We start from the raw sequence: 26,628 nt of genomic DNA on the forward strand, positions 1-26,628 counted from the left end.
CAGTACGCTTCATGACAATCGACCGTTGATCCGAAAGAGCACCCATGCCTGCCTCACCTCCGGACCCGGCCCTGACGCCGCCCGCGGCCGATGACTCGACGCCGCTGCCGGCCGATTCCGCCTCGCCCCCCGCCACTGAGACGCCTGATGAACGCGACGAGCTGACGCTCGACGAACGCAACCGCGATGTCCGCGTCGAGAAGCAGGACCCGCACGAGCCCGAGTCGCGGGCGTCCGAGGACCGCTCGCGCATCATCTCGGACGGTTTCGCTTCCTTCGCGCGCTGGTCGTTGCGGATCAGCATCATCATCGTCACGTTCTATCTCGTGTGGCGAGCTCTCACACCGTTCTGGGTCATCATCCTGCCGCTGATCCTCGGTCTCTTCATCACGACCGTCCTGTGGCCGCCTGCCGCCTGGTTGCGTCGCCACGGCGTGCGCCCCGCCCTGGCGGCGCTCTCGAGCGTGCTCGGCGGATTGCTCGTCGTCGGTGGGATCATCGCCGCGATCGTCCCGACCGTCGCAGCCGAGGCGCCCGAGCTCGCACGCAAGTCGATGGAGGGCGTCTCCCAGATCCAACACTGGTTGCAGGGCCCGCCGTTGAAGATCCCGGCGACCCAGATCGACAACGCGGTCAACGTGATCAACGACAAGCTCAAGACGTCGGGCGATGCCATCGCCTCGGGCGTCTTCAGCGGCGTGACGACGGTCGGCAGCATCCTCGTCACCCTCGTCCTCAGCCTCATCCTCGCGTTCTTCTTCATCAAGGACGGCGACCGCTTCCTGCCGTGGGTGCGGCTCGTCACGGGTGAGCGCACCGGCGCTCACGTCACCGAGGTGTTCACCCGCGCGTGGCAGACCCTGTCCGGGTTCATCCGCACCCAGGCGATCGTCTCGGCCATCGACTCGGTCTGCATCGGCATCGGTCTCATCGCATGCGGTGTGCCGCTGGCCCTGCCGCTGTGCGTCATCACGTTCTTCGGCGGGTTCATCCCGATCGTCGGTGCGACGGTCGCCGGCGCACTCGCCGTCCTCGTCGCGCTGGTGACGAAGGGGGTGACGACAGCGATCATCGTCCTCGTCATCATCATCCTCGTGCAGCAGCTCGAGGGGCACATCCTGCAGCCGCTGCTGCAGAGCCGCTCGATGTCGTTGCACCCTGTCCTCGTGCTGCTCGGCATCGCGGCCGGCTCCGAGGACCATGGCGTCATCGGCGGTTTCCTCGCCGTCCCCGTCGTCGCGACGCTGGCGGTGCTGTTCCGCTACATCGGTGAACAGGTGGACCTGCGCTCCGGCACCGTCACCGTCGCCGACCTCGAGTACCGCACCGATCGAGGGCGCATCGCGGCGCTGCGCACCGAGCGCCTCCGCCGCCTCGGCGAATGGGGCGCACGCGAGACCGACGAGGAGAAGGCTTCGCGCGAGGCCGTCGCGGACGGCGACGGCGACGCTCTCGCCGCCTCGACCACGAAGCAGCCCACGCATGGCCTGGGAGCCGTCGTGAGTGCGTTGCGTTCGCGCCTCAAACGCTGAGGGGAAGATGATCGGGTGCCCGGGTTCGAGCCGGGGCCACCTCGATCAGGCATCCGTCGACGTCGCGTCCGGCGCCGGGGTGAGCAGGGCTCGCTCCGGCGCCGTCGTCATGCCCGCCGGACGCCCGGCACCCGCCGTCAGCACCGCGTCAGCGCCCGCGCACGACTCCCACGTCACTCGTCGCGAGCGCGACGAGGCGTTCGTACTGGTCGGGCTCAGTCGTGTTCTCCCCCAGTCGATTCGGCTTGCCGTCGCCGTGGTAATCGCTCGAGCCGGTGACGAGCAGATCGTGCGTCCGCGCGAGGTCGCGGGCGTGGCGCACCTGCTCAGGCGTGTGGTCGCGGTGGTGGGCCTCGAGGCCGAGTAACCCGGCGTCGATCATCTCCTCGATGACGGCGTCGCCGACGACGCGTCCACGGACGTCCGCGAAGGGGTGCGCCATGACGGGCACCCCGCCGGCCGCGCGCACGAGGGTGACGGCGCGCACCGGGTCGATGGCGTAGTGACCGACGTGGTAGGGGCCCGAATTGCTCAACAAGTGCTCGAAGGCGGTGCTGCGATCGGGCACGACGCCGTTCGCGACGAGCGCATCGGCGATGTGGGGGCGCCCGATCGTCGCGTCCGGCCCCGCCTGCGCGAGCACCTGCTCGTACGTGATCGGCACGTCGCGTCCGAGCCGCTCGACCATGCGCTCGGCGCGCGTCACCCGCGACTCGCGGGCACGTTCCATCTCGTCGAACAGCTCTCCCTCGGGAGCCGGAAGGTAGGCGAGCAGGTGGATGCTGATGCCGCGATGGCGGCAGGAGATCTCGATGCCGCGTACGACGTCGATGCCGACGCGGCGCGCGGCGTCGGCGGCGTCGTCCCACCCGCGGGTCGTGTCGTGGTCGGTGAGCGCGACGACGTCGAGCCCCGCTTCCGCGGCCTCCGCGACGACGTCGGCGGGGCTCGTCGTGCCGTCGCTGCGGTTCGAGTGGGTGTGCAGGTCGATACGCATGGGTGACAGGTTAGTGTTGCTGCCCGTGAGGGCAGGCATGGGTGAGCACGCGCCGCGTCCGGTGCGGCGGGCCGTTGCCTGCATGATGGCCGGTGCGCTCGTGCAGGCCGTCTCGACGCTCGTCGCATGGCTCGATCGTGACGGCACCCGCGCTCAGACGGCGCGGCTCGCGCACGAGTTCCAGCGGCGCACCCTGCCCGCCGGGGAGTTGGAACGGGCGACGGATCAGGCCCGCTGGTTCGGTCTCGTCACGGGCGCATTCTGCGTCGTGCTGTGGTTACTCGTGGCGCGCCTGTGTCTGCGCGGTCGCGCCTCCGGGCGCACGTGCGCGACCGTCCTCGCCATCGTCTACACCTTCACCTTCCTGCTGTCCGGCGTGCGCTCGTTCGGCCCCGGCGCCCTCATCGGTGCGGTGACGATGACGCTCGGCCTCGCGACCGTCTACCTGCTGTGGCGTCGCCCGGTGACGCCGTGGTTGTCATCACAGGGCGCTGCCCGCGCCGCGCGCCGCACACGCTGAGACCGCTCGCGTCGCTAGGGTTTCGACCATGGTGAAGCAGGGCCCCCTCGACATGACCCCGCGAGCGCGCCGCCGCTCGCTCCGGCGGGCCGCTCGCGGCGTCGCAGCGCTCGTCACGGCCACCGGCCTCGTCGCGTTGAGTGCGTGCAGCTCGGGAGCCGACCCCAAGGACGTCTCGGCGACCCAGACCCCGTTCAGCGCGAGCTCCTCGGCGACGACGGCGTCGTCCAACCCGAGTGCCATCACCTCCCCCAGCCCCGGGTCCGTCGTCAGCTCGGACGGCGCGTTCAACTTCGTCGTGCCGGCTGGGTGGAATCTCACGTCCCAGCCGAAATCGGTCGCCTACCTGTCGTCGTCGACTCTCGCGCACGACGTCGCGCCCACGATCGTCGTCGCGCGTTCCAGCGTCACGCCTGCGCCCGAGCTGGAGGGCACGCTGCGCCGGGCGTCGCTGCAGGCCAAGCAGAGCGGCGCATCGGTGGCCGCCCTGCCCGACCGCACCGTCGGCGGTGAGAAGGCCGTCGGCTTCACGGCGACCTCGACGGAGAAGAACGTCGACCTCAAGCGCAGCTACGTGATGCTCGCGCATGACAAGGTGCTGTACTCCGTCACCCTGACCGGCGCGAAGGCTGACGCCGCGCGCGACGAGTCGGCGTTGACGGCGCTGCTCGGCAGCTGGTCGTGGACCAAGAAGGGTGACGCCGGCTCGACGGCCAGTGGCACGACTCCGGCGGCGGTGCCGACGACGAGCGTCGCGCCGTCGTCGTCGGGTGCGTCCTCGGCGCCTGCCTCGTCATCCGCAGCATCGAAGCCCGCCCAGAGCTCGGGCACCGCCCGCCCGCCCAGCGCAACCGCCTCGAGCACGGCCCGCTGACGCACTCCGCGCCGCTCAGGCGGCGGTGTCGTTCGTCGTCTCGCTGACGGTCCGTCGCACGACGCGCGCGGTGAGCGAGTCGGCTCCCGCGCTGACCTGACGGCCGAGCAGCGTGCCGAGCGACACCCCGACTGACAGCGTGAGGCCCATGAGGACGGCGTTGAGCAGAGTGGTCTGCCACAGGGTGTTCTCGCCCTCGGTGATGAACATCATGATGCCCCGGTAGACCGCCTGCCCCGGCAGCAAGGGCACGATGCCCGCGGTGATGAGTGCGATGCTCGGCACGTGCACCCGCGTCCCCACGAATGGTGCCAGCGCCCCGACGACGAGGGCCGCACCTCCTGCGGCGACGGGCTCGCTGGTGCCGACACCCCACATGAGCGTCCCGAACAGCAGCCACGAGAATCCGCCGGTGAGAACGGCGGCGAGCACGGTGCGCGGAGCGCAGTACGCGGAGACGGCGAAGGCACCGGCGATGAGTGCGGCTGCCACGATCTGGGTGAGAACAGAGCCGGCGAAGCTGCTGGAGCGTTCGACGATGACGAGGTCGACGCCGAAGCGCTGGGCGATGCTCAGGACGAGCAGCACGCCCGCGACGACGCCGCCGGTGAGCAGGACGACCTCATAGGTGCGCGCGCCAGCGGTCAGGTAGAAGCCGTCGAGTGTGTCCTGCGCAGCCGTCACGACGCTCATGCCTGCGAGGAGCACGACGACGCTGGAGGCGACGACCAGGGAGGGTCTCACCTGTCCGAGCCACATGATCGTCTCCGCGTGTTGGTGGACGACGAGCAGGCCGACGGCGACAGCCGTCGCGAACATCGCACCGAGCATCTGCCCGAAGAACGCGGAGACACCGGCGCGCGCGACGGCGTACTGGATGCGGTCCACGACCGCCGTGGACAGCCCGGCGACGAGGACCATGGCCGTGCTGCCGCCGAGCAGCATCGCGACGCCTGCTCCCATGAGCGCCCACGCGAAGGTGATGACGCCGCGGCGGTACACGTGCGGTTGCTCGAGGATGCGTTCGAGGGTGTAGAGGTTGTCGTCGATCTCGCCCGGGTCGTCGGGGTCGCGGGCGATGTCGCGCACGAGGGCGTGCAACGCCTCGAGCCGCGAGTAGTCGGTGCCGAAGTGCGTGATGATGCGCATGACGGTGATCGGGTCGCGGTGCACGCCGCGATGCATCGAGATCGTGACGGACGTGTAGGTGATGTCGACGTGCGCGCCCTGCAGCCCGTAGGCGCGCCCGACGCGCAGCAGCGACGCGGTGGTGTCGGCCACGGATGCGCCGGTGACGAGCATCGCCTCTCCGAGGCGGAGGCAGAAGTCGATGACGGAGCGCGTGTGCCACTCGGAGACGCGGTCGTTGGTGCCGCGCACCGAGATCGGCTTCGTCGGCGGCCCGCTCGGACGGATGACGGACATCGCCCGACCGCGCACCCGCGTCGCGCCGGTACGTGGCATCCGCGGGGCGCTCGTCGTGGCCGCGGCGGGTTTCGTGGGGCGGGCCTGCGCAGGGCGGCTCTCGGCACTGCTCGGCGCGGCACGACGCGGCGTCGGCAACGGGGTCGCCGACGGCGGTGTCGGGGTGGCCTGGGGGCCGTCGGGATTCACCATGTCGCGCCTGCACCTCGTCTCGTCACTTCTGTCGGCCCAGCCATTGTGGGGGATGCGGCGAACTGGGCGCACACCGTCCGCCATGTGTCGGGGGCCGGGGTGCAGAATGGACGGGTGAGTGAGAAGCAGCAGACAGCAGAGCACCGCAGCCGCCCGGGTGGGGCGGCCTTCCGAGAGTTCGTTGCCTCCGGGTGGGCGCCGCGCGGCACCGAGCCGACGCCCCGCGCCGAGGTCGCCGACCTGACGCCCGCGCGACGCGAGGCCCTCTCGGCGGCCTTCGAGGGGGCCCGTCTCGTCGTGCCCGCCGGCGGGTTGAAGGTGCGCAGCAACGATTGTGACTACGTGTTCCGCCCGCATACCGCATTCGCGTGGCTGACGGGTCTCGGCGCGGACCGCGAGCCGGACGCCGTCTTCGTCCTGGAGCCGCTGGCCGAGGGCGGGCACGAGGCGCAGATCTTCTTCCGCCCGCTCGCCGGGCGCGACACCGAGGAGTTCTTCGGTGACAGCCGCTACGGCGAGTTCTGGGTCGGTGCGCGACCGTCGCTCGAGGACATGGCGAACGAGCTCGGCATCACCGCTCGTCACATCGATGAGTTCGCCGACGCTGCGGCCAAAGACGCGGGCGCGACGGAGGTGCTCGTCGTGCGTGACGCTGACGTCGACGTCACGGCGCAGGTCGAGCGGATCCGCGCCCACCTCGACGAGGCCACCGCCGAGAAGGCGCAGGAGCGCGATCTGGAGCTCGGCCGGTGGCTGTCGACGGCGCGGTTGACGAAGGATGCGTGGGAGGTCGGCCAGATGCGCGAGGCGTGCGACGCGACCGCGCGCGGGTTCGAGGCCGTCGTCGCCGATCTGCCGGAGGCGGTGCGTCGCGGGCGCGGTGAGCGCTGGGTCGAGGGTGTCTTCGGCCTGCATGCACGCCATGCGGGCAACGGCGTCGGCTACGACTCGATCTGTGCGAGCGGTGATCACGCGAATACGTTGCACTGGATCAAGAACACGGGCGACGTCAAGGACGGCGACCTCATCCTCGTCGACGCGGGCGTCGAGGTCGACTCGCTGTTCACCGCTGACGTGACGCGAACCCTGCCCGTCAACGGCACGTACTCCCCTGCGCAGCGTGAGGTGTACGAGGCGGTGCTCGCGGCGCAGGAGGCTGGGCTCGCGGCGGCGAAGCCGGGCGCGAAGTTCTCGGACGTGCATGCCGCGGCGATCCGCGTCATAGCGGAGCGTCTGCACGGCTGGGGTCTGCTGCCTGACGGCGTCGACGTCGAGGCGACGCTCGACCCGGAGAACGGCCAGTTCCACCGTCGGTGGATGGTGCACGGTACGAGCCACCACCTCGGCCTCGACGTCCATGACTGCGCCCTTGCGCGCAAGGAGGACTACATGGACGCCGAGTTGAAGCCGGGCATGATCATCACGATCGAGCCGGGCCTGTACTTCAAGGCGGACGACGAGTTGGTGCCGGATCGTTTCCGCGGCGTCGGTGTGCGTATCGAGGACGACATCCTCATCACGGAGGACGGCAACGAGAACCTGTCGGCGTCGCTGCCGCGCGACCCCGACGATGTCGAGGCCTGGATGCGCGACGTCTGGAGCCGGTGAATCGTCCCTCACGCCGTTCCGGTGGGCAGATGACGACGGCTCGCAGGCTCACCCTCGTCATCTCCCCGCTCGGTGCGACACCGCGCGGGCGTCCAGCTCGAAAGAGGAACTGATCTGGGCAGGCGACCTGCGGCGCGGCTAGAGCTGCCGGGCGCCCGACGGTGTGCGGCCGCGATGCCGCAGAGCGCGACATCACGAGGCACCGGCCCCGCCGGTGAACACCATCGACGCGGACGCCGAAACGCTCGAATCCGCCGAGTTCTCGACCGAGCCTGCGAGGTCGAGAACGAGAAGCGGGTGCGGGCGTTTCGGCCCGAACGGCCGGCGCACCGAGCGAACACGACGGCCGGGGCGCATGCGCCCCGGCCGACGGTGAGCCGGAAGCCGGCCCGTGAGAGGAATCAGTACACGCTGACGGCTTCGCCGATGTAGAGCAGCTTGGAGCCGATGAGGAAGTCCTGTGCGGCGCAGGACATGCGGCAGCAACCGTGGGAGGCGGGGTAGGCCGGGATGTCGTTGGAGCCGTGCAGGGCGATGCCGCCGTTGAAGTAGAACGGGCGGTAGAGGCCACCGAGGGCGCCGTAGTCCCAGCCGGAGGTGACGGAGCGGTACGTCTTGTATTCACCGGAGGGCGTGACGGCCTTGATGCGTCGGCCGTAGTAGGTGAAGGTCTGGCCGTTGCCGGTCGAGGTGTTGAAGATGTACTTGACGGAGCCGCCGCGCACGACCATGACGATCTGGCGGCTCTTGTCGACCTCGATGCGGTTGCCGCCGCGACGGCTGCTTGGACGGACGCCGCGGTTCAGCGCATCCCATGAGCGGGCGCCGACGACGCCGTCGCGGGCGAGGCCTGCGACCTTCTGCACGGCGAGGACGGCCTGCTTGGTCTGGGCGCCGAAGGCGCCGTCGGGGTTGCCGCACCAATAGCCGAGGGCGTTGAGGCGCTTCTGGAGGGTGGTGACGGCGCTGCCCTTGCTGCCGGTCTGCAGGACGGGGTTCGCGGCGGACGCCGTGCCCGAGCCGATGAGGCCGACGACGGCGAGCGTGCCGGTGGCGCCGGCGCCGGTGACGATGGCGCGGCGGCTGATTTCGTGGTGCTGCATGGCACTTTCCCTTCGATCGAGATCGTGGTGAGCGATCTGGGCTCTGGCGCGGCCCGTGTACGTCTGGGACGCGCGCCGGCCGATCTCGGTTTCCCCCCCGGCTCGTCGTGAGTCGTGCAGAATCCGTACCGGTTCACCGATTCCTCATCATGCCAGAGGTCGTGGTAACGAGGGCGGGCTCGACGGCGGCGTCCTGCGCCGCGCAGCGCAGCTGCCGACGGGCGGGTGGGGATCGTTCTCCGCGTCGTTGCAGGGGGGCGACGCAGTCGCACAAGAGCTGCGGGCATCGGCTCACGGCGATTCGCGCCCGGCGTTCGCAACGAAATCGTGATGAAACAATGAGGGTATGACTGCCGCGAAGCCTGCCACCGACCGTCTTGTCACCGAGGCCCTCGCCAAGTCGGGGTTGCTGTGGATCACCTCGCCTGCCGGCTCGGCGCCGGTCTGGCACGTCCACCTCGCCGGGGTCGCGTACACGGTGAGCGGCCCGGGCGAGCAGTTCTCCCCCGAGCACCTCGGCCGCGTCGAGGTGGTGGCGCGTTCGAAGGAGTCCCGCGCTCGCCTCGTCTCCTTCGAGGCGGACGCCGACGTCATCACGCCCGAGGACGAGGTGTGGGAGGCCGCGACATTCGCCCTCAAGGCCGGGCGGCTCAACGCGCCGGCCCACGACATCGTCGCGCGCTGGGCGCAGGAGTGCCGTGTCACGCGCTTCACCCCCGACCTGGCGACGGTGGTGCTGCGCGGTGAGCGCCTTGATGCGCCGGCGCAAGATGACGCAGAGACCTCGGCCACTGCGGAGGCGGAGGAGACCACGTCCCGGCCGGCGCCGGCAGCAGCGAGAGCGGCGTCCGGGTCGAGAGCGACGCCCGCGAAGAATGCCGCGGCAGGTGCCTCCCCGGAGGCGCAGACGAGCCCCGCCGCGGCGCAGAGCGCTCCCGCGGCCGATCTCGGCACGAGCGCGCCGGGCGAACCGCGCCCCGCCGCTGCCGCCGCGGAGCGTGAGCACCGCGCCGCCGTGCGTGCCGAGGAGGCGACGCCGGAACCCGGCGGGTCCAGCAAGCCCGCCGACGCAGCGAACGCCCAACCGGGCGCCGATAGGGTGAACCCGTGAGCACCCGTGTCTTCGTCGCCCGTCTCGTCGGCCTCACCGTCTTCGACCCTCTCGGCGACCGCGTCGGGCGGGTGCGTGACGTCGTCGTCGTGTTCGGCAAGAACCCGAGCCCGCGCGTCATCGGCCTCGTCGTCGAGGTCGTGCAGCGGCGCCGCGTGTTCCTGCCGCTGACGCGCGTGACGTCGATCGATGCGGGCAAGGTCATCACGACGGGCCTGGTCAACATGCGCCGCTTCGAGCAGCGTCACAACGAGACGCTCGTGTGCGCCGAACTCTTCGACCGCCAGGTGACGGTCCGCGAGCCGGACGGCGAGACGTTCACCGGCACCGTCGAGGACATGGCGATGGAGCAGAACCAGCGTCGCGACTGGGACATGACGAAGGTGTTCGTCCGTGCGCAGGAGCAGTCGTCGGGCGCCTCGCGCGCCATGCACCGTCTGACGCGTCGGCGCACCGGATCGACCAGCCTGCACGACATCCGCGATGTCTACGGCCTCAACCGGCAGCACACCGAGCAGTCGGCTGAGCGGCTGCTCGAGACGTACGACGACCTGCGCGTCGAGGATCTTGCCGAGGTCATCCACGACCTGACGCCGAAGCGTCGCGCCGAGGTGGCGCGCGCCCTCGACGACGGCACGCTCGCCGATCTACTCGAAGAGTTGCCCGAGGACGACCAGGTCGAGATCATTGCCGCCCTCGACACCGAGCGCGCGGCCGACGTCCTCGAGGCGATGGAGCCCGACGACGCCGCCGACCTGCTCGGTGATCTGCCGCCCGAGACGGCCGAGGATCTGCTGCAGCGCATGGAGCCGGCCGACGCCGCTCCCCTGCGCCGGCTGCTCACGTACGACGAGAACACCGCGGGTGGTCTCATGACGACCGAACCGGCCATCCTGGGCCCGGAGGCGACGATCGCCGAGGCCCTCGCCGTCGTGCGCCGTGAAGAGGTCGCGCCGGCGCTCGCGTCGGCCGTGTTCGTCGTGCGCCCGCCGCTCGAGGTGCCGACGGGACGCTTCCTCGGCATGGTGCACACGCAGCGGCTGCTGCGCGAACCGCCACACACGTCGCTCGGCAACGTCGTCGACTCGACCGTCGACCCGGTCAACGTCGACGCGCCGCTCGGCGAGGTGACGCGCACCCTCGCGCAGTACAACCTCGTGTCGCTGCCGGTCGTGGACGACGACGGGCGCCTGCTCGGCGCGGTCACCGTCGATGACGTGCTCGACCACATCCTTCCCGAGGACTGGCGCGAGGAGCGCCATGACTTCCGCCAGGACAAGACCTTTCCGGGGGTGACGCAGTGAGCCGCGAAGTGGGTTCGCGCCGTGAGCGCGGGCGTGACGAGAAGCGGGACGAGCGTCGCGACGCCAAGGAATCCCGGGAGGAATCGCGTCGCAAGGAGGCATTGAAGGAGGCGCGTCGGGACTCACGCGACGAACGCGACGCCGCCGGCCGCCTCGATCAGCCGCAGGAGAAGCGGGCGCGCGTGCTGCCACGCATCGACCTCGACTCCGAGGGCTTCGGCGTCGCGAGCGAGAAGTTCGCGCGCTACATGGGTACGGCGAACTTCCTCATCCTGATGTCGGGCTTCATCATCATCTACGTGGTGGTCAACATGACGCCACTGAAGTTCGACGAGTACCCGTTCGTCTTCCTCACGCTCCTGCTGTCGCTGCAGGCCTCGTACGCGGCGCCGCTCATCCTGCTCGCGCAGAACCGTCAGGACGATCGCGACCGCGTCGCCATCGAACAGGATCGCTCGCGCGACGAGCGCAACCTCGCCGACACCGAGTTCCTCACCCGAGAGGTCGCCTCGCTGCGCCTCGCGATGCGTGAGACGGCGACGCGTGACTTCGTGCGCTCCGAGCTGCGTTCGCTGCTCGAGGAGATGGAGGAGCGCGGCATGCTCGCCATGCCCGATGCCGAGGACGACGATGCCGGCTCGTCGAAGCAGGAGAAGAAGGCCGCGAAGAAGCAGGCCAAGAAGGACGCGCGCCCGGAGGCATGAGGGCGCGAGGGCCCGGGTGGACGTGACTCAGGCCACTCACTACCACGCCGTACGATGGAGGGCATGACCACCCCCACTCTCGACGCCATCGGCGCTGCCCTGGCGACCGTGGAGGATCCGGAGATCCACAAGCCCATCACCGAACTCGGCATGGTCGAGTCGGTCGATGTCTCCGAGTCCGGCCACGTCGCCGTCACCATCCTCCTGACGATCGCGGGCTGCCCGCTCAAGGCGAAGCTGACGGAGGACACGACGAAGGCCGTGATGGCCGTCGACGGTGTCACGGGCGTCCAGGTGAACCTCGGCGTGATGAACGATGAGCAGCGCAAGAACCTGCGCGAGCAGCTCAAGGGCTCCTCCCCCGAACGTGAGATCCCGTTCGCCAAGCCCGGTTCGATGACGCGCGTGTACGCCGTCGCGTCCGGCAAGGGCGGCGTCGGCAAGTCGTCCGTGACGACGAACCTCGCCGCCGCGCTCGCCGAGCAGGGCCTCAAGGTCGGCGTCGTCGACGCCGACATCTACGGTTTCTCCGTGCCCCGCATGCTCGGCGTCGCGCACCGCCCGACGCAGGTCGACGACATGATCCTGCCGCCCGAGGCGCACGACGTGAAGGTCATCTCGATCGGCATGTTCGTGCCCGGCAACCAGCCCGTCGTGTGGCGCGGCCCGATGCTGCACCGCGCGCTCCAGCAGTTCCTCGCCGACGTGTTCTGGGGCGACCTCGACGTCCTCCTGCTCGACCTGCCGCCCGGCACAGGCGACATCGCGATCTCCGTCGCGCAGCTCATCCCGACCGCCGAGATCCTCGTCGTGACGACGCCGCAGCAGGCCGCCGCCGAGGTCGCCGAGCGCGCCGGTGCGATCGCCCTGCAGACGAAGCAGCGCGTCGCCGGCGTCATCGAGAACATGTCCTGGCTCGAACTGCCCGACGGCACGCGCCAGGAGATCTTCGGCGCGGGCGGCGGCGCCACCGTCGCCGAATCGCTGACGCAGTCGATCGGCGCGCCCGTCGAGCTGCTCGGCCAGATCCCGCTCGACACGACCCTGCGTGAGGGCGCCGACCACGGCATCCCCGTCGTCGTCGGCCACCCCGACGCGCCCGCCGCCGTCGCCCTGCGCGGCATCGCCAAGGGCCTCGGCACGCGCGCTCGCGGCCTCGCCGGACGCAGCCTCGGGCTGACGCCGAGTGCCAAGCTGTGAGCTGACGCGCCACTCGCGTACAACGAGCACACGACGAGAGCCGCAACCCTGCACGTCAGGATTGCGGCTCTCGTCGTGTGCGCGGAAGCGAAACTCCCCCGCGAGGTCGGTCAGCGCTCGACCGGCACCGGTTCGGTCGGGCTCAGGTTGCGTCGTCGTCGAAGGGCGTGACGCGGTCGGGGTGGTATTCGGCAGTGACGTGGGAGCGCGGGGCGGCCGGCACGCCGTAGGCGTCCTCACCGCCGGCGCCCTCCGCTCCGATCCCTCCGGCCCCGACGCCGTCAGCTCCGCTATCGCTGCTGTATGCAGCTGCGCCGGCCGCACCCACGGCGCCCACCGCTGTCGCGCCGGTCGACTGCGCGGTGCGCTCTCTCAGCCCGATCTCGCCCGCGATGTCGGCGTCGGGATCGTCGAACAGCGCCTCGCGCACGATCTTGCGCGGGTCGTACTGGCGGGGGTCGTACTGGCGCCAGTCGACGTCCTGGAACTCGGGGCCCATCTCCGTCTTGAGCTGCGTCTTCGCTCCCTCGGCCATCTCCCGCGCGGTGCGGATGAACGTGCGCAGCTTGTCGACATAACCCGGCAACCGCTTCGGCCCGATGAGCACGAGAGCGATGATGACGATGATGATGAATTCGCCCGAGTTGATGTCGATGAATGGAATGTTCACGCGTACGTCACCCCTGCGAACTCGCTCATGGGGCCATTCTGCCTGATCCGGCGCGACTCACCGTCACCCGCTCACCGTGCGTGACCTCGCGGCTGCCCGCGACATCGATCGTCGGGGGCGCGATCCTGTCGCTTCCGACGCTCGCCATGCGACTGCGCTCCGGCGCCATCGGCGCGGAATGCGACGGTGTGACGAGCACGAACGCGCCCACGCATGCCGCGGTCGAGCCGAGGCCCGCGAGACCCGCGACGAGCCCCGCCCGCACGTTCGAGCGGCGCCGACGCGCTGCCGGGTGCTGGCGCGTGGCATCCTGCCACGCGATCTCGTCCTCCCGGGAACCAGCCGCAGCGCGGTGGGGAGCCGCCTCCAGCACCATGGCCTCGTCGGCGCAGGAGCCAGGCGCCGCTGACGGCGGCCGCGACGCGCACTCCGGCGCCAGAGCGAGCAGCCCTGCGACGAGGGAGGCATGACGGTCGGGGTCGACGGGCACCGCGCGCACCTCACGAACGATGACGCGTTCCGCGTCGACGTCACGGCGGCACACCGAGCACACGAGCAGGTGGCGCGCCGCGCACCGCATCGACACCGCGTCGAGTTTGCCGTCGACGTACAGGTCGATGGCTTCGCCCAGATGCCCCGAGCGATACCGGCGGATCACGTGAGCCCCACGGCCGGGCGTCGCGTGAGCCCCTCCTTCGCGGCCTGGACGACGCTACGACGTCGCGCCTCACGAGCGGCGGGCGAGCGATGCGCGAGCGACTCGCGCAGGGCGGCCCGGCCGCGGTGGATGCGTGAACGCACCGTGCCGAGCTTCAGTCCGAGAGTCTGGGCGATCTCCTCGTACGTGAGGCCCTCGATGTCGCACAGCACGACCGCCGCGCGGAAGTCGGGGGCCAGCGCGTCGAGCGCGCGCTGCACGTCGTCGTCCAACTGCGCGTCGAGGACGACCTGCTCGGGCCCGGCCGCTCCGGAGGGCAGCCGGCCGTCGGCGTCGTCGGCCAGGGCGTCGAAGCGGATGCGCTGCTTGCGGCGCATGCGATCGAGGAACATGTTCGTCGTGATGCGGTGCAGCCAGCCCTCGAAGGTGCCGGGGCGGTACGAACCGAGCGAATTGAACACGCGCACGAAGACGTCGTGCGTCAGGTCCTCTGCGTCGTGGACGTTGCCGGTGAGGCGGTAGGCGAGTCGGTAGACGCGCGCACTGTGCTCGGTGACGATCTCCTCCCACGTCGGCGGCTGCCAGCCAGGCGGCGCCTGCTCGGCGACACGCACACGCGAGCGCGTGTTGACGGGGTGAACGGGGTCGGCAACTGCGCCCCGGGGGTTCGACATCGACATGGGTCCTCCCGACCGCATCTCGGCGCTGGCGCGCCGCGAGCATCCATTATCCCCGGCATGCCTGTGGACTTGCTGAGGGACCCGCCGGCTGGCCGCCTCGTGCCGCTGACGCCCAGTTGCGTTCAGGATGCGGAAGGCCCATTGCGAATGCTGCATTCTTGTCGCGCATTCCGAACGCTGCCCTGCTGCTGAGACGTCGAGCGCCTCGGGCCGCGGAGCTCGACGGCCGTCATCCGCGCACAGTGGGCTGCACAGGGGCTGGCGCCGCACTGCGCGCAGAGTCGGCTGCACTGGGCCTGGAGCCGCCATCGGCGCACAGCCGCGCGCCGACCCACGGATCGGGTGGGGCTGCGAGCGCCCCTAGGATGTCCCCCATGACCAGTTTCAAGCCCGCGAGCTGGGCGTACGCCGAGGATTTCGCCGACGAGCCCCAGCACATCGAGGCTGCCCGCATCCAGGGCGAGCACCTCGGCGCCACCCCGGTGACGAGCGCCGCGGGCGCTGCCCTGCGCATGCTCGCGGCGTCGACGGCGGCGCGCACCGTCGTCGAGATCGGCACGGGCGCCGGTTCGTCCGGGCTGTGGCTGCTCGACGGCATGCCGGCTGACGGGGTGCTCACCACGATCGACATCAGCATGGAGCACCAGCGCGCCGCCCGCGCGGCGTACCAGCGCGCGGGTTACCCGCCCCAGCGCACCCGCATCATCTCCGGCAGCGCCCTGACGGTGCTGCCGCGCCTCGCGGATGCCGCCTACGACCTCGTCCTCGTCGACGGTGAGAAGGACGAATACCCCGCGTACGTCGAGCAGGCGCTGCGTCTCGTGCGGCGCGGCGGCGTCATCGTCCTCGACAACATGCTGTGGCACGACCGCGTCGCCGACCCCGCGGTGCGCGACGAGACGACGAAGCGTCTGCGCGCCCTCGGCAAGGAGCTGCGCGAACGTGACGACCTGCTCACGACGCTCCTGCCCGTCGGCGACGGCCTCCTCGTCTGCGTCAAACGCTGACGCCGGCCTGCGCGCCCTCTGCGACGAGTTGCGCGAGCACGAGGCGCGCCAAGCGCTGACTCCCGCCAGCTCACCCTCGGCCACGAGTTTCGCGAACACGAGTGGCGACACACAGCGCGGCTGCCTGTCGCGCTGCCACCCAGCCACCGGCGCTGGCACGACGCGAACAGGCGCCTCATCCCCGGAGGGATGAGGCGCCTGTTTCGAGCGGTGCGTGACGAACGCGTCAGCCGACGCAGTCGGTGATCGCGGCGCCGAGGGCCTTGGCCTCGTCGGCGTTCATCTCGACGACGAGACGTCCGCCGCCTTCGAGCGGCATGCGCAGCAGGATGCTGCGGCCTTCCTTCGCGACCTCAAGGGGACCGTCACCGGTCCGCGGCTTCATCGCTGCCATGGGTTGACCCCTTTCGAGAACGCGCCACACGGCGCGCTAGGTTCTGCCACATCGTCGAAGCGTGCCGCGATCCTCCGTCGCGCCGAACACGACTCCCCGCTCTCGCAAGGGGGCCGGTGTGCTCGTCGATCAGCTTGTTACCCACCATTATTGCGCGTCCTGCCAGGCAGACGAAATCCATGTGTGAAACTCGTCACCATGTCTGCCACCTCTGAAGTTCTCATCGACGTGAGCGACGGCGTCGCCACCGTGACGCTCGACCGCCCCGACTCGCTCAACTCACTGACCGACACGAGCAAGACCGCGCTGCTCGCCGCCGTCAGGCAGGTCGCCGACGATGCGTCGATCCGAGCCCTCGTCCTGACGGGGGCCGGGCGCGGATTCTGCGTCGGCCAGGATCTGCGTGAGCACGCCGAGCAGCTCGGTGCCGGGTCGAAGGGCCCGTTCGAGTCGGTCTCGCGGTACTACAACCCGATCGCGACGACGCTCGCGCAGATGCCGAAGCCCGTCATCGCCGCAGTCAACGGCGTTGCGGCAGGCGCCGGGTTGTCGCTCGCGATGCTGGCCGACTTCCGGATCGCCGCGCCCACGGCCAAGTTCACGACGGCGTTCGCGGGCATCGGGCTCAGCTGCGACACAGGCGCGAGCTGGAGCCTGCAGCGACTCGTCGGCTCGGCCCGCGCGCGCGAACTGCTCTTCGATGCGCGGACGATCGACGCCGACGAGGCCCTGCGCATCGGCCTGGTCAACCGCATCGAGGACGATGCCCTCACCGCAGCGCAGTCATGGGCGGCCCGACTCGCGGCCGGCCCGACCCTCGCCTACGCCGCGATGCGCGATGCGCTCGAATTCGCGTCGAACCACTCGCTGGTGGAGTCGTTGGCCCACGAGGAGCCGCTCATGATCCGCACGGGATCGAGCGACGATCACCGACGCGCCGTCGACGCCTTCCTCACCAAGCAGCCCCCGACCTTCGAGGGCCGCTGACCCATCGGGGATTTTCATCCACATTCGCCTACGGGGACGGTGGCCCGTCGCTCCCCCCGTTCGCAGGCTGGTGCTCCAAGAGCCGCGCGAAGGGCACCCTGTGTCTGACGGTCGTCCCCGCTGGTAGTTTGGGGCGCCGAGGGGGTGCCGAGCGACGGTCCCTAGGGGGCGCGGCACAGATTGCCTGCGTTCGGCGCGCACCCCCGCCGTCAACGTGATGCTCGGAGGGCTCACGCCGGCGACGCAACCGTCTCACGCCCGGACCGTCGACGGCACCGGGCGCCTCGACCTCACCCCGCCAGACGTTCGATGGCGTCGCCGGCAACACACCCTGCTGCGTGATCGTTGACGTACCCGCAAGCCTGCATGAGCGAGTAGCAGGTCGTGGGTCCGACGTGCGCGAAGCCGCGCCGTTTCAGTTCTTTCGCGAGCGCGGTCGACTCGTCCGACGACCCGACGACGTCCGCCACGGTCGTCGGGCGCTCGTGCGCCGCAGGCGGGAAGGTGTCGATGAGCGCCTCGAGCCCACCGTCGGCACGCAGCTCGACGACGGCGCACGCGTTCGTCAGCGCAGCCTCGATCTTGCGGCGATTACGCACGATCGAGGCATCGCCCATCAGACGCTCGACATCGGCAGCCCCGAGCGCCGCCACGGCATCCGGCTCGAACCCGACGAAGGCTGCCCGGAACGCCTCACGCTTGCGCAGGATCGTCAGCCACGACAACCCCGATTGGAACGACTCGAGCGTCAGCCGCTCGAACAGTTCCCGCTCACCGCGCACCCGTCGCCCCCATTCGTCGTCGTGGTAGGCGATGTAATCAGGCGCGCTCGTGGCCCATGCGCAGCGGGCGACACCGTCGTCACCGACGACGAGCAGGCTCATGCGTCGCGGTCGCTCGACGACTCCCGCGACGCCGTGTGCCGGCCTCCCGGCTCATCACTGCCAACTGGCTCATCACCCTTGTCGAGCGCCACGGCCTCGCGTACCGCGCTCTCAGACGCCTCGTCCTCGCGCTCGTGCCCGCGCGAGCGGCGCTCGCGACGACGGAACTGGACGATCTCGGCCGCCTCGTCACCGGCCTGGCGGCTACGAGACGCACCCTCCGCCTCGGCCACGGCGTCAGGGCGAGCCGTCGTGGCGCGTGCACCGTCGGGCTTCTCGCCGAGCTGCGATTCCAACTCTCCGATCTCTTCGAACAGGCGGTCGAGCACCGCGTCGACCTGACCCATGTTGTACCCGCGCAGTGCCTGGTCGAAACGAACGGCGTCCACGCCCTGTGCGCCCAGGGGGCCGGGCGGCAACTCGAACGAAGATGTGCTGCTCGGGCCCGACATCGAGTCGACGCCGATGCGCCCGGCGAGAACCGCGACGAGCGCCCCGATGATGACGATCAGGACGACGATGAGGACGATCATCATGATGCTGCTCCTCAGGCCTCGACGGGACGCTCGCCCGCCCGAGCGGCGCGGTGAGCGTCACGGATGAACGCTATGGCTTCTTCTGCGGTGTCGACGATGACCATACGGTCGACGTCGCGCTCGGAGATCATGCCCTCGGCGAGCACCGTCGCGTGCAACCATTCGCGAAGCGGGCTCCAGAACGCGGTGCCGACGAGCACGATCGGGTAGTGCGTCACCTTCTGCGTCTGCACGAGCGTGATCGCCTCGAACATCTCGTCAAGCGTCCCCACACCGCCCGGCAGCACGATGGCGCCCTGCGTGTACTTGACGAACACCGTCTTGCGCACGAAGAAGTAGCGGAAGTTCACGCCGAGGTTGACGAAGCGGTTGAGCCCCGTCTCGAAGGGCAGTTCGATGCCGAGCCCGACGGACGTGCCGCCTGACTCGAAGGCGCCCTTGTTCGCGGCCTCCATCGCGCCCGGGCCCCCGCCGGTGACGACGGCGAAGCCCTCCTTGACCAGGGCGCGCCCCACCTGCTCGCCCACGGCGTACGCCGGATGCTCGGACTTGAGCCGCGCCGAGCCGAACACGCTGATGGCGGGCCCCAGCTCGGCGAGCGCGCCGAAGCCCTCGACGAACTCGGCCTGGATACGCATGACGCGCCATGGGTCGGTGTGGACCCAGTCCGCCTCGAAGTTCGAGTCGAGCAGTCGCTGGTCGGTCGTCGTGCGCGGCACGTGCTTGCCGCGCAGCGTGACGGCACCCTTGTGGTAGTCGTGCTCGGGGCCGGCCTTGCGGCGTTCTGCCTCGTCACGGCGGGCCGCGAAACCCGAATCGGCAACCGGGCCGGGCTGCGAGGCGACGTCGACCATCTCGTCGCCCCCGCGGGCGCTACGCGCGTCGCGCTCGTCGTCGTGGTGCGCCATCAGGCCAGCCATCCCTTGAGCAGCTCGAGTGCGGTGACGATCTGATCCTCGGGGCACCACTCGTCGTCCATGTGGGCGACGTTCGGGTCCCCGGGGCCGAAGTTGACCGCGGGCACGCCGACGGCGGAGAAGCGCGCGACGTCCGTCCACCCCTCCTTCGCGACAACAGGCAGGCCGAGCGCGTCGACGAACGCCTTCGCCGCCGGGCGGTCGAGGCCGGGACGGGCGCCCCCGGCGAGATCGTCGCACTCGATGTCGAAACCATCGAAGAACGTCGTGACGTACGCGAGCGCGTCCTCGGCGCTCTTGTCGGGCGCGAAGCGGTAGTTCACCGTCACCGTGCACGCGTCGGGGATGACGTTGCCCGCGATGCCGCCGGAGATGTTCACCGCGTTGAGGCCCTCGTGGTAGTCGAGACCGTCGACGGTGACCGTCTGCGGTTCGTACTCACGCAACCGGTTGAGGATGTCGGCAGCCTTGTGGATGGCGTTGTCACCCTTCCAGGGCCGCGCCGAGTGGGCGGCGATTCCCTTGGTGCGCACGTGAACCCTCAGCGTCCCCTTGCAGCCGCCCTCGATACCGCCGTTGGTCGGCTCGAGCAGAACGGCGAACGCGGCCCCCTCGAGCAGCTCCGGTCGGGTGCGCGCAATGCGCCCGAGACCGTTGTACTGATCCTCGATCTCCTCGCCCTCGTAGAAGACGAAGGTGATGTCGCGGTTCGGATCCGTCAGTTCTTTGGCGATCTTGAGCTGGACGGCCACCCCGCCCTTCATGTCGGTCGTGCCGCGCCCGTGCAGCTTGCCGCCGACACGCTTGACGGGCAGGTTGGCGGGATCCTTCGTCAGCGGCACCGTGTCGATGTGGCCGGCGAGGACGATGCGTTCGTCACGCCCCAGGTTCGTGCGGGCGACGATCGTGTTGCCGTCGCGCACGACGTCGAGGTGGTCGAGCGTCGCGAGCTCGGCCTCGATCGCGTCGGCGAGGTTCCTCTCATCGAGGGAGACCGACTCGATGTTGCACACCGATTCGGTGAGCGCGACGACGTCCTGCGTCAGGTCCAGAGAAGCCATGCCCACACCCTATGACCCGGCGCCGACAACCGTGGCACGGGAGACGAACGTCCATCGCCCGGGGAGCGAATGTGTCAGCGAATCGCAGACGGGTCGGCCCGCCACCCGGACGAGCCCACCCACAGCCGCGAACCCCTCGGTAGCCTGGGCGGCATGACTGATGCACGCACCGCCTGGGGCTACGGCCTCGCCACCGTGACCGCCGACGGCACCACGCTCGACACGTGGTACCCCTCCCCCGCACTCGGCACGCCTGACGACGCCACCAAGGCTCCGTCCGCGCTCACCGCCCTCGAGACGAAGGACGACGCGCGCAAGGTGACGACGAAGGTCGTGCGCACCGTCATCGACCTCGACGCCGCCCCGGACGACGCCCCCGACGCGTACCTGCGACTGCATCTGCTCAGCCACCGCCTCGTGCTGCCGAACACCATCAACCTCGACGGCATCTTCGGCCGGCTCGCCAACGTGGTGTGGACGAACTTCGGCCCGTGCGCCGTCGACGACTTCGAGATGACGCGCGCGTCTCTGCGTCAGCGCGGCCCCGTCAGCGTCTTCAGCATCGACAAGTTCCCGCGCATGACCGACTACGTCACGCCCAGCGGTGTCCGCGTCGCCGACGCCGACCGCGTGCGTCTCGGCGCCCACCTCGCCGAGGGCACGACCGTCATGCAGGAGGGTTTCGTCAACTTCAACGCCGGCACGCTCGGGCACTCCATGGTCGAGGGGCGTATCACGCAGGGCGTCATCGTCGGCGACGGCTCCGACATCGGCGGCGGCGCCTCGATCATGGGCACCCTGTCGGGCGGCGGCACGCAACGCGTCAGCCTCGGCGAACGCTGCCTGCTCGGCGCTGAATCGGGCCTCGGCATCGCCCTCGGTGACGACTGCGTCGTCGAGGCCGGCCTCTACCTCACCGCCGGCACCAAGGTGACGATGCCCGACGGCACCGTCACCAAGGCCGTCGAGCTCTCCGGTGGCGCCAACATGCTGTTCCTACGCAACTCCGAGACGGGCGCGGTCGAGTGCCGCGCCCGCGCCGGTAGGGGCATCGAGCTCAACGCGGACCTGCACAAGAACTGACGCCGCAGGCGGGCATGCGGGCTCGCGGCCATCCGAGCCGCGGCGCCTCGCGGCATTTCATCACCCGTTCAACCCCACGGACCGTCAGCCAGGCGTCACACTGTGAGCGCCCCACGCACGAGGAGACGACGATGACGAGCCACCCCGACCGAACGCACCTGGACGGCCCGACCCCACGCGAGGATCTGCGGGAGCTGCACGAGACGCGGGTGCCCGTCAGTGAGCGCGACCAGGTCCGCGAGAGTGGCTTCGACGCCTACTCGGCGCCGGAGCTGCAGGCCGCGTCGTCGATGAGCGGCGCGAGCAGGATGCAGCGCATCGTCGCGCTTTTCCTGCTGCTGGGCCTGCTCGCGACGTTCGGGATCGCGTTCATCGGCTGACGCCCGCCGCTCGCCGCTGCGGCCCCTTGAACCGGCAGCGCGCGCCCTTGCGTGCGGCGACGCCCCGTCCCCGACTCGGGGAAGGCCGTCGTACCGGCCGGACGTCAGGCATGAGGGAGGGGCTGCTCACCCTCGATGGTGAACAGCCCCTTCGTCCGACGGTGCGAGCGCGATCAGCGCCGCGCCGGCGTCACTTCGTCGGGTAGTCGCGCTCTGTCGCGCCGACGTACACCTGACGCGGACGGCCGATCTTCTTCGCCGCGTCCTTGTTCTGCTCACGCCACTGCGCGATCCAGCCGGGCATGCGGCCGATGGCGAACAGGACGGTGAACATGTTCGTCGGGAAGCCCATCGACTTGTAGATGAGACCCGTGTAGAAGTCGACGTTCGGGTACAGCTTGCGCTGCACGAAGTAGTCGTCCTTCAGCGCGCGCTCCTCGAGGCCCATGGCGAGCTCGAGCTGCTCGTCCTTGCCGTTCTTCTCGAGGATCGAGTGCGTCGCCTTCTTGACGATGGCGGCGCGCGGGTCGTAGCTCTTGTAGACGCGGTGGCCGAAGCCCATGAGCTTCACGCCGTCGACCTTGTTCTTCACCTTGTCCATGAAGTCCTCGGCCGAGTCGCCCGTCGACTGGATCTTCTCGAGCATCTCGAGAACAGCAGAGTTCGCGCCACCGTGCAGCGGACCCGAAAGGGCGCCGATGCCGGCGGTGATCGACTGGAACAGGTCCGCCTCGGCGGAACCGACCATGCGGACGGTCGAGGCCGAGCAGTTCTGCTCGTGGTCGCCGTGCAGCGTGAAGAGCATGTCGAGCGCATCGGCGGTGGCCTGGTCGACGTCGCCGCCGAACATCATGTGCAGGAAGTTCTCGACGTACCCGAGCGAGGCGTCGGGCGCGATGAACGACTCACCGATCGACTTGCGGTACGAGTACGCGGCGAGCGTCGGGACGGCGCCCAGCAGGACGGCCGTCGCCTTGTCGATCGCGGCGTCGTCCTTCACCGACAGCGCGTCGGCGTAGTACGTGCCGAGCGCCGGGACGACGGAGGCGAGGATCAGCATCGGGTGCGCGCCCGTGGGGAACGCGTCGAAGATCTTCTCCAGGCCCTCGGGCAGGACGGACGCCTTCGCGACGGCCTGGGTGATCTCGTCGAGACGAGCCTGCGACGGCAGCTCACCGTCGATGAGGAGCGCGGCGACCTCGAGGAACGAGGCGTTCTCCGCGATCTGGTCGATGGGGTAACCGCGGTAGCGCAGGATGCCCTGGTCACCGTCGATGTAGGTGATGGCGGACTTGCACGACGCGGTGTTGACGAAGCCGACGTCGAGGGTGACGTTGCCCGTCTCCTTCATGAGCGCCGAGATGTCGTAGCCGCTGCAGCCCTCGACGGCCTCGACGATCGGGAACTCGAGTTCCTTGTCGTCGGCCGTGAACGTGGCGTTGCCCTGAGAAGTCATGTGGGTTTTCCTCCTTGCGGACCGGCAGGGGTGTACCGGGTTAGCGAATGAGACGTTACCTGAGAATTTCCGCTGCTTTTAATCCGCTACCACCGGGTAGAGGAAAAACTTTGACTCTCCGTCAACCCGCTGTGAGGCGCCTCACAGCGGCGTCGACCCGTTCGTCGGTGGCCGTCAGCGCGATGCGGACGTGCTGCTCGCCCGCGACGCCGTAGAAGTCGCCCGGCGCAGCGAGGATGCCGAGCTCGGCGAGCGCGTCGATCGACTCGCGGCAGGGGCGTCCCTGCGTCGCCCACAGGTACAGACCGGCCTCGGAATCGTCGATCCGCCAGCCTGCCGCCTCCAGCGCAGGTTTGAGAGCGGCGCGGCGGCGCGCGTAGATCGCCTTCTGGGCGGCCACGTGGGCGTCGTCCTCGACCGCCGTCTTGAGCACCCGCTGCACCGGCCACGGCACGATCATGCCGGCGTGCTTGCGGACGTCGACGAGCTGCTTGACGATCGCGGGGTCACCCGCGACGAAGCTCGCACGGTATCCGGCAAGGCTCGACTGCTTGCTCAGGGAGTACACCGACAGCAGCCCGGTGTGATCTCCACCGCACACGCGGTCGTCGAGGATGCTCGGGGCGCTCAGCTGCCCCGCCTCGCCGGCGCCGTCACGCCAGTCGAGCTCGGCGTAGCACTCGTCGCTGGCGACGATGACGCCACGCGCGCGTGCCCAGTCGACGACCTTCTTGAGGTGCTCGACACCGAGAACCTTGCCGTTCGGGTTGCCGGGGCTGTTGATCCACAGCAGTTTCGGCGCCTGTGGCCCGAACTCGGTGAGGCCCCGCATCGGACGCGGCGTCGCGCCCGCGAGGCGAGCGCCGACGTCGTACGTCGGGTAGGCGACCTCGGGAAAGGCGACGACGTCCCCGGCGCCCAGGCCGAGCAGCGTCGGGAGCCACGCGACCAGTTCTTTAGAACCGACCGTGGGCATGACGCCGTCGGGGTCGACGTGGCTCGCGTTGCGGCGGCGTGCGTACCAGGCGGCGATCGCCTCACGCAGATCGGGGGTCCCCCATACCTGCGGGTAACCGTGGGCGTCGGCGTTGGCCGCGAGTGCGTCCTGCAGGATCTGCGGCGTCGGGTCGACGGGCGTGCCGACGCTGAGGTCGACGATGCCGTCAGGGTGCTCACTCGCGCGCGCCTTGGCCGCGGCGAGCGAATCCCAGGGGAAGTCAGGAAGGTTGAGCGCCATGCCGCCATTCTCGCACCTGCCACCGACATCCCCACCCTGCCCGAACCCCCGCGCCGCCAGGGCCGCATGCCCGTCGGCGAAGGGCGTCCACTCCTGCGATCTTCGTCACCATTCGCGATTTCCGTCCATCTCTGCGAACCGCCTCCCCCTCTGCGATCTTCGTCCACTGTTGCGATTTTCGACCACCTTCGCGGTCGACCCCCCGTGCTGCGGCGACGACATGAATGTGGACGTCGATCGCCGATGTGGACAGGAATCGCCGAAGGGGACGTAGATCGCGAAGGGGGACGTGGATCTCAGACGGGTGCGGGACATGGCGAACCCCCGCACGAGCCGTCAGCAGCTCGCGCGGGGGTTCGATTGGCGCGGGGTTCGAAAGGGCAGGATTCTATTGGCGCGAGCGAGGTTCACGTGCAGGCGCGCAAGCGCCCAGCACCTCTGGGGCGCGGACGCCGGCCTGCCGGTCCCCGTCAGGCCTCACCGTCAGCCCTGGTCGTCAGTCCTGGTTCTGCGGGGGCAGGACGGCGATGATCGGGTGATCCTTCTTGATGACGCCCATCTTGGCGGCGCCGCCGGGCGAGCCGAGGTCGTCGAAGAACTCGACGTTGGCCTTGTAGTACTCGGCCCACTCCTCGGGCGTGTCGTCCTCGTAGTAGATGGCCTCGACGGGGCATACCGGCTCGCACGCGCCGCAGTCGACGCACTCGTCGGGGTGGATGTAGAGCGAACGCTCACCCTCGTAGATGCAGTCGACGGGGCACTCTTCGATGCAGGCCTTGTCCTTGACATCGACACAGGGCTGGGCGATGACGTACGTCACGGGTAGCTCCTCGGTGGTCGCGTTGCGCCCGCCGGCCGACCCGTGCAGAGGCGAGATGCGGACAGCGAACGTTCTTGGTATCCGAGCGTCACGGTGCGATGTTCGGATGGGTGCCTCCTAGTATGCCGATGTGCGCGACTCGGCCGAAAACAAGCCCACCCTTGCTTCCACCCTGCGAGAGGGCGCACGGGTCATGATCCGTCGGCGGCTGACGGCTGACGAGATCGCCGCCGCCGCAGGCACGCTCGACGCGAATACGACCCTGACGGACATCGTCGGCACCGTCCGCTCCGTCGACGTTGGCCACGTCGTCGTCGACACCCGGCGCGGCGAGGCGCGCGTCGCCGTCTCCGACATCGTGACGGCGAAGGCGCTCGGCCCACGCCCCGGCCGGCGTGGCGCGCCGCATCGCGCGGTCTCCGTCGAGGATCTCGAAGAGCTCATGGCGGACGGTTGGCCGCCCCACGAACGTGAGTGGTTCGGACGCTGGATGCTGCGCGCTGCCGGCGGCTACACGGGGCGTGCCAACTCGGCTCTCGTCCTCGGCGAACCCGGCCCGTCGACGGCCGACGCGCTTGCCACCGTTCGACGCTGGTACGACGCTCAAGCGCTGCCGCCCCTGATCCAGGTGCCTCTCTCACCCGGCTTCTCGCCCGACGACGACCCCCTCGTCCAGGAGGCCACCACTCTCGGCTGGGAGGCGCTCCGCCCGGTACGTGTCATGACGGCCGCGAGCGCCGACGTCGCTGCGGCTGCGCGGCGCACGTCGACCAGCTCGACGCGCACGAACGTCTCCCCCGCCCTCGACGACGCGTGGTGGTCGCTCGCCGATGACCGGGCACGCACGCACGAGAGTGACGCCCGGCGCGTCCTGGAAGGCTCCGAGAAGCAGGTCTTCCTCGCGCTCACGCCGCCCGTTGACACTGACGGCATCACCTCCGGTGCGGCGGGCGCGCCCTCGGGAGCCGTCGCCCACGCTCGCCTGGCGCTGTCGCCGGGATGGGCCGGAGTGTTCGCCCTCGCCACCCGCCCCGACGTCCGCCGTCAGGGCCTCGCACGACAAATCCTGCGCGCCTGCGCCGACGAGGCGCTGCGCGCCGGCGCCTCGTCGATGTACCTGCAGGTCGCCGCCGACCACGCACCGGCCATCGCTCTGTACGAATCGCTCGGCTTCACGACGCACCACAGCTACGTCTACCTCCAGCCGAACTGACCACCGAAGCACCGACCTCCGCGACCATCGCCCGGAAAGGCGTCGCGCACGACGCGAATCCGGTCAGAGATCCAT

The 26,628-nt window shown here is 69.9% G+C and carries 27 protein-coding genes; 13 read left to right on the forward strand and 14 right to left on the reverse strand.

Going from position 1 to position 26,628, the window contains the following annotated elements:
* Window positions 1–44: 44 nt before the first annotated feature.
* Entirely contained in the window at window positions 45–1,532 is a 1,488-nt protein-coding gene (locus NQ706_RS08615; protein WP_038567275.1) for an AI-2E family transporter, read from the forward strand.
* Between the two features lie 148 nt (window positions 1,533–1,680).
* Here the strand turns inward: NQ706_RS08615 and NQ706_RS08620 are convergent, their stop codons facing one another.
* Window positions 1,681–2,529 (reverse strand): PHP domain-containing protein, encoded by an 849-nt coding sequence (locus NQ706_RS08620; RefSeq protein WP_038567272.1) that lies wholly within the window; start codon window positions 2,527–2,529, stop codon window positions 1,681–1,683.
* On the opposite strand from NQ706_RS08620, the gene NQ706_RS08625 reads away from it, so the two are divergent.
* Both NQ706_RS08625 and NQ706_RS08630 read left to right on the forward strand, forming a co-directional pair.
* The gene (locus NQ706_RS08625; protein WP_143181232.1) at window positions 2,528–3,049 is read left to right on the forward strand and encodes a hypothetical protein; all 522 of its coding nucleotides are present in this window, start codon (window positions 2,528–2,530) and stop codon (window positions 3,047–3,049) included. The two genes, NQ706_RS08620 and NQ706_RS08625, sit on opposite strands and share 2 nt — an antisense overlap.
* Before the next feature lie 28 nt (window positions 3,050–3,077).
* A complete protein-coding gene (locus tag NQ706_RS08630) occupies window positions 3,078–3,923 on the forward strand; it encodes a hypothetical protein (protein WP_038567266.1) in 846 nt (281 codons plus the stop codon).
* 15 nt (window positions 3,924–3,938) lie between these two features.
* Here NQ706_RS08630 and NQ706_RS08635 read toward each other — a convergent pair whose 3' ends face one another.
* Window positions 3,939–5,540 carry a threonine/serine exporter family protein gene (locus NQ706_RS08635; RefSeq protein WP_051805708.1) on the reverse strand — a complete coding sequence of 534 codons (1,602 nt, stop codon included), beginning with the start codon at window positions 5,538–5,540 and terminating at the stop codon, window positions 3,939–3,941.
* Window positions 5,541–5,654: 114 nt separating this feature from the next.
* Here NQ706_RS08635 and NQ706_RS08640 point away from each other — a divergent pair, with 114 nt between their 5' ends.
* Entirely contained in the window at window positions 5,655–7,148 is a 1,494-nt protein-coding gene (locus NQ706_RS08640; RefSeq protein WP_038567264.1) for an aminopeptidase P family protein, read from the forward strand.
* Window positions 7,149–7,549: 401 nt separating this feature from the next.
* Here the strand turns inward: NQ706_RS08640 and NQ706_RS08645 are convergent, their stop codons facing one another.
* A complete protein-coding gene (locus NQ706_RS08645) occupies window positions 7,550–8,251 on the reverse strand; it encodes a L,D-transpeptidase family protein (protein WP_006943417.1) in 702 nt (233 codons plus the stop codon).
* Between the two features lie 346 nt (window positions 8,252–8,597).
* Between NQ706_RS08645 and NQ706_RS08650 the strand changes: the two genes are divergently transcribed.
* The 4 genes from NQ706_RS08650 (at window position 8,598) to NQ706_RS08665 (ending at window position 12,570) form a co-directional block, all read left to right on the forward strand.
* The gene (locus NQ706_RS08650; protein ID WP_051805705.1) at window positions 8,598–9,362 is read left to right on the forward strand and encodes a hypothetical protein; all 765 of its coding nucleotides are present in this window, start codon (window positions 8,598–8,600) and stop codon (window positions 9,360–9,362) included.
* A complete protein-coding gene (locus tag NQ706_RS08655; RefSeq protein WP_006947455.1) occupies window positions 9,359–10,666 on the forward strand; it encodes a magnesium transporter MgtE N-terminal domain-containing protein in 1,308 nt (435 codons plus the stop codon). The genes NQ706_RS08650 and NQ706_RS08655 overlap by 4 nt, the downstream gene beginning before the upstream one ends.
* Window positions 10,663–11,370 (forward strand): DUF1003 domain-containing protein, encoded by a 708-nt coding sequence (locus NQ706_RS08660; protein ID WP_404360756.1) that lies wholly within the window; start codon window positions 10,663–10,665, stop codon window positions 11,368–11,370. The genes NQ706_RS08655 and NQ706_RS08660 overlap by 4 nt, the downstream gene beginning before the upstream one ends.
* 63 nt (window positions 11,371–11,433) lie before the next feature.
* On the forward strand, window positions 11,434–12,570 hold the full coding sequence (locus tag NQ706_RS08665) for an Mrp/NBP35 family ATP-binding protein (protein WP_038570476.1): 1,137 nt from the start codon (window positions 11,434–11,436) through the stop codon (window positions 12,568–12,570).
* A gap of 142 nt (window positions 12,571–12,712) precedes the next feature.
* On the opposite strand, the gene NQ706_RS08670 is transcribed toward NQ706_RS08665, so the two are convergent.
* The 3 genes from NQ706_RS08670 to sigE are packed head-to-tail and all read right to left on the reverse strand — an operon-like array spanning window position 12,713 to window position 14,578.
* On the reverse strand, window positions 12,713–13,240 hold the full coding sequence (locus NQ706_RS08670; protein WP_200874242.1) for a preprotein translocase subunit TatB: 528 nt from the start codon (window positions 13,238–13,240) through the stop codon (window positions 12,713–12,715).
* A 25-nt stretch (window positions 13,241–13,265) separates the two neighbouring features.
* Entirely contained in the window at window positions 13,266–13,898 is a 633-nt protein-coding gene (locus NQ706_RS08675; RefSeq protein ID WP_038567260.1) for a hypothetical protein, read from the reverse strand.
* Window positions 13,895–14,578, reverse strand: coding sequence for an RNA polymerase sigma factor SigE (sigE, locus tag NQ706_RS08680; protein ID WP_038567258.1), 684 nt, complete (start codon window positions 14,576–14,578; stop codon window positions 13,895–13,897). Before sigE ends, NQ706_RS08675 begins: the two co-directional genes overlap by 4 nt.
* Before the next feature lie 374 nt (window positions 14,579–14,952).
* Between sigE and NQ706_RS08685 the strand changes: the two genes are divergently transcribed.
* The gene (locus tag NQ706_RS08685) at window positions 14,953–15,585 is read left to right on the forward strand and encodes an O-methyltransferase (RefSeq protein WP_038567255.1); all 633 of its coding nucleotides are present in this window, start codon (window positions 14,953–14,955) and stop codon (window positions 15,583–15,585) included.
* Between the two features lie 226 nt (window positions 15,586–15,811).
* Here the strand turns inward: NQ706_RS08685 and NQ706_RS08690 are convergent, their stop codons facing one another.
* Window positions 15,812–15,979, reverse strand: coding sequence for a DUF3117 domain-containing protein (locus tag NQ706_RS08690; protein WP_006947428.1), 168 nt, complete (start codon window positions 15,977–15,979; stop codon window positions 15,812–15,814).
* Between the two features lie 198 nt (window positions 15,980–16,177).
* On the opposite strand from NQ706_RS08690, the gene NQ706_RS08695 reads away from it, so the two are divergent.
* Entirely contained in the window at window positions 16,178–16,966 is a 789-nt protein-coding gene (locus NQ706_RS08695) for an enoyl-CoA hydratase/isomerase family protein (protein WP_038570470.1), read from the forward strand.
* Window positions 16,967–17,256: 290 nt separating this feature from the next.
* Here the strand turns inward: NQ706_RS08695 and NQ706_RS08700 are convergent, their stop codons facing one another.
* From NQ706_RS08700 to dapE, 4 genes are read right to left on the reverse strand one after another with little or no spacing between them, the layout of a single operon-like run.
* Entirely contained in the window at window positions 17,257–17,850 is a 594-nt protein-coding gene (locus NQ706_RS08700; protein ID WP_038567253.1) for a DNA-3-methyladenine glycosylase I, read from the reverse strand.
* Window positions 17,847–18,386 (reverse strand): DivIVA domain-containing protein, encoded by a 540-nt coding sequence (locus NQ706_RS08705; RefSeq protein ID WP_051805703.1) that lies wholly within the window; start codon window positions 18,384–18,386, stop codon window positions 17,847–17,849. The genes NQ706_RS08700 and NQ706_RS08705 overlap by 4 nt, the downstream gene beginning before the upstream one ends.
* Before the next feature lie 11 nt (window positions 18,387–18,397).
* Entirely contained in the window at window positions 18,398–19,294 is an 897-nt protein-coding gene (locus NQ706_RS08710) for a TIGR00730 family Rossman fold protein (protein WP_288756560.1), read from the reverse strand.
* The gene (gene dapE / locus NQ706_RS08715) at window positions 19,294–20,364 is read right to left on the reverse strand and encodes a succinyl-diaminopimelate desuccinylase (RefSeq protein WP_038567246.1); all 1,071 of its coding nucleotides are present in this window, start codon (window positions 20,362–20,364) and stop codon (window positions 19,294–19,296) included. The genes NQ706_RS08710 and dapE overlap by 1 nt, the downstream gene beginning before the upstream one ends.
* 153 nt (window positions 20,365–20,517) lie before the next feature.
* On the opposite strand from dapE, the gene dapD reads away from it, so the two are divergent.
* Window positions 20,518–21,447, forward strand: coding sequence for a 2,3,4,5-tetrahydropyridine-2,6-dicarboxylate N-succinyltransferase (gene dapD / locus NQ706_RS08720; RefSeq protein WP_038567245.1), 930 nt, complete (start codon window positions 20,518–20,520; stop codon window positions 21,445–21,447).
* A 131-nt stretch (window positions 21,448–21,578) separates the two neighbouring features.
* A complete protein-coding gene (locus NQ706_RS08725) occupies window positions 21,579–21,827 on the forward strand; it encodes a hypothetical protein (RefSeq protein ID WP_038567243.1) in 249 nt (82 codons plus the stop codon).
* Between the two features lie 190 nt (window positions 21,828–22,017).
* On the opposite strand, the gene NQ706_RS08730 is transcribed toward NQ706_RS08725, so the two are convergent.
* From NQ706_RS08730 to fdxA, 3 genes are all read right to left on the reverse strand, one after another.
* Window positions 22,018–23,283 (reverse strand): citrate synthase, encoded by a 1,266-nt coding sequence (locus NQ706_RS08730; protein WP_038567241.1) that lies wholly within the window; start codon window positions 23,281–23,283, stop codon window positions 22,018–22,020.
* Between the two features lie 121 nt (window positions 23,284–23,404).
* A complete protein-coding gene (dapC, locus tag NQ706_RS08735) occupies window positions 23,405–24,520 on the reverse strand; it encodes a succinyldiaminopimelate transaminase (protein ID WP_038567239.1) in 1,116 nt (371 codons plus the stop codon).
* A gap of 496 nt (window positions 24,521–25,016) precedes the next feature.
* The gene (fdxA, locus tag NQ706_RS08740; protein WP_038567236.1) at window positions 25,017–25,340 is read right to left on the reverse strand and encodes a ferredoxin; all 324 of its coding nucleotides are present in this window, start codon (window positions 25,338–25,340) and stop codon (window positions 25,017–25,019) included.
* A 193-nt stretch (window positions 25,341–25,533) separates the two neighbouring features.
* On the opposite strand from fdxA, the gene NQ706_RS08745 reads away from it, so the two are divergent.
* Window positions 25,534–26,553 (forward strand): GNAT family N-acetyltransferase, encoded by a 1,020-nt coding sequence (locus tag NQ706_RS08745; protein ID WP_038567234.1) that lies wholly within the window; start codon window positions 25,534–25,536, stop codon window positions 26,551–26,553.
* The last annotated feature ends 75 nt before the right edge of the window (window positions 26,554–26,628 follow it).

The organism is Dermacoccus sp. BD5, from assembly GCF_044878485.1.
In the GTDB taxonomy this organism is placed as follows: domain Bacteria; phylum Actinomycetota; class Actinomycetes; order Actinomycetales; family Dermatophilaceae; genus Dermacoccus; species Dermacoccus nishinomiyaensis.

Excerpts from the sequence above, each read along its gene's own strand:
- NQ706_RS08725 (WP_038567243.1), top strand. The coding sequence starts at position 21,579 with ATGACGAGCCACCCCGACCGAACGCACCTGGACGGCCCGACCCCACGC.
- sigE (WP_038567258.1), bottom strand. The coding sequence starts at position 14,578 with ATGTCGATGTCGAACCCCCGGGGCGCAGTTGCCGACCCCGTTCACCCC.
- NQ706_RS08650 (WP_051805705.1), top strand. The coding sequence starts at position 8,598 with ATGACTGCCGCGAAGCCTGCCACCGACCGTCTTGTCACCGAGGCCCTC.
- NQ706_RS08705 (WP_051805703.1), bottom strand. The coding sequence starts at position 18,386 with ATGATGATCGTCCTCATCGTCGTCCTGATCGTCATCATCGGGGCGCTC.
- dapE (WP_038567246.1), bottom strand. The coding sequence starts at position 20,364 with ATGGCTTCTCTGGACCTGACGCAGGACGTCGTCGCGCTCACCGAATCG.
- NQ706_RS08665 (WP_038570476.1), top strand. The coding sequence starts at position 11,434 with ATGACCACCCCCACTCTCGACGCCATCGGCGCTGCCCTGGCGACCGTG.
- dapC (WP_038567239.1), bottom strand. The coding sequence starts at position 24,520 with ATGGCGCTCAACCTTCCTGACTTCCCCTGGGATTCGCTCGCCGCGGCC.
- NQ706_RS08625 (WP_143181232.1), top strand. The coding sequence starts at position 2,528 with ATGGGTGACAGGTTAGTGTTGCTGCCCGTGAGGGCAGGCATGGGTGAG.
- NQ706_RS08685 (WP_038567255.1), top strand. The coding sequence starts at position 14,953 with ATGACCAGTTTCAAGCCCGCGAGCTGGGCGTACGCCGAGGATTTCGCC.
- NQ706_RS08710 (WP_288756560.1), bottom strand. The coding sequence starts at position 19,294 with ATGGCGCACCACGACGACGAGCGCGACGCGCGTAGCGCCCGCGGGGGC.
- NQ706_RS08635 (WP_051805708.1), bottom strand. The coding sequence starts at position 5,540 with ATGGTGAATCCCGACGGCCCCCAGGCCACCCCGACACCGCCGTCGGCG.
- NQ706_RS08745 (WP_038567234.1), top strand. The coding sequence starts at position 25,534 with ATGATCCGTCGGCGGCTGACGGCTGACGAGATCGCCGCCGCCGCAGGC.
- NQ706_RS08690 (WP_006947428.1), bottom strand. The coding sequence starts at position 15,979 with ATGGCAGCGATGAAGCCGCGGACCGGTGACGGTCCCCTTGAGGTCGCG.
- NQ706_RS08645 (WP_006943417.1), bottom strand. The coding sequence starts at position 8,251 with ATGCAGCACCACGAAATCAGCCGCCGCGCCATCGTCACCGGCGCCGGC.
- NQ706_RS08695 (WP_038570470.1), top strand. The coding sequence starts at position 16,178 with ATGTCTGCCACCTCTGAAGTTCTCATCGACGTGAGCGACGGCGTCGCC.
- NQ706_RS08700 (WP_038567253.1), bottom strand. The coding sequence starts at position 17,850 with ATGAGCCTGCTCGTCGTCGGTGACGACGGTGTCGCCCGCTGCGCATGG.
- NQ706_RS08615 (WP_038567275.1), top strand. The coding sequence starts at position 45 with ATGCCTGCCTCACCTCCGGACCCGGCCCTGACGCCGCCCGCGGCCGAT.
- NQ706_RS08620 (WP_038567272.1), bottom strand. The coding sequence starts at position 2,529 with ATGCGTATCGACCTGCACACCCACTCGAACCGCAGCGACGGCACGACG.
- NQ706_RS08630 (WP_038567266.1), top strand. The coding sequence starts at position 3,078 with ATGGTGAAGCAGGGCCCCCTCGACATGACCCCGCGAGCGCGCCGCCGC.
- dapD (WP_038567245.1), top strand. The coding sequence starts at position 20,518 with ATGACTGATGCACGCACCGCCTGGGGCTACGGCCTCGCCACCGTGACC.
- NQ706_RS08730 (WP_038567241.1), bottom strand. The coding sequence starts at position 23,283 with ATGACTTCTCAGGGCAACGCCACGTTCACGGCCGACGACAAGGAACTC.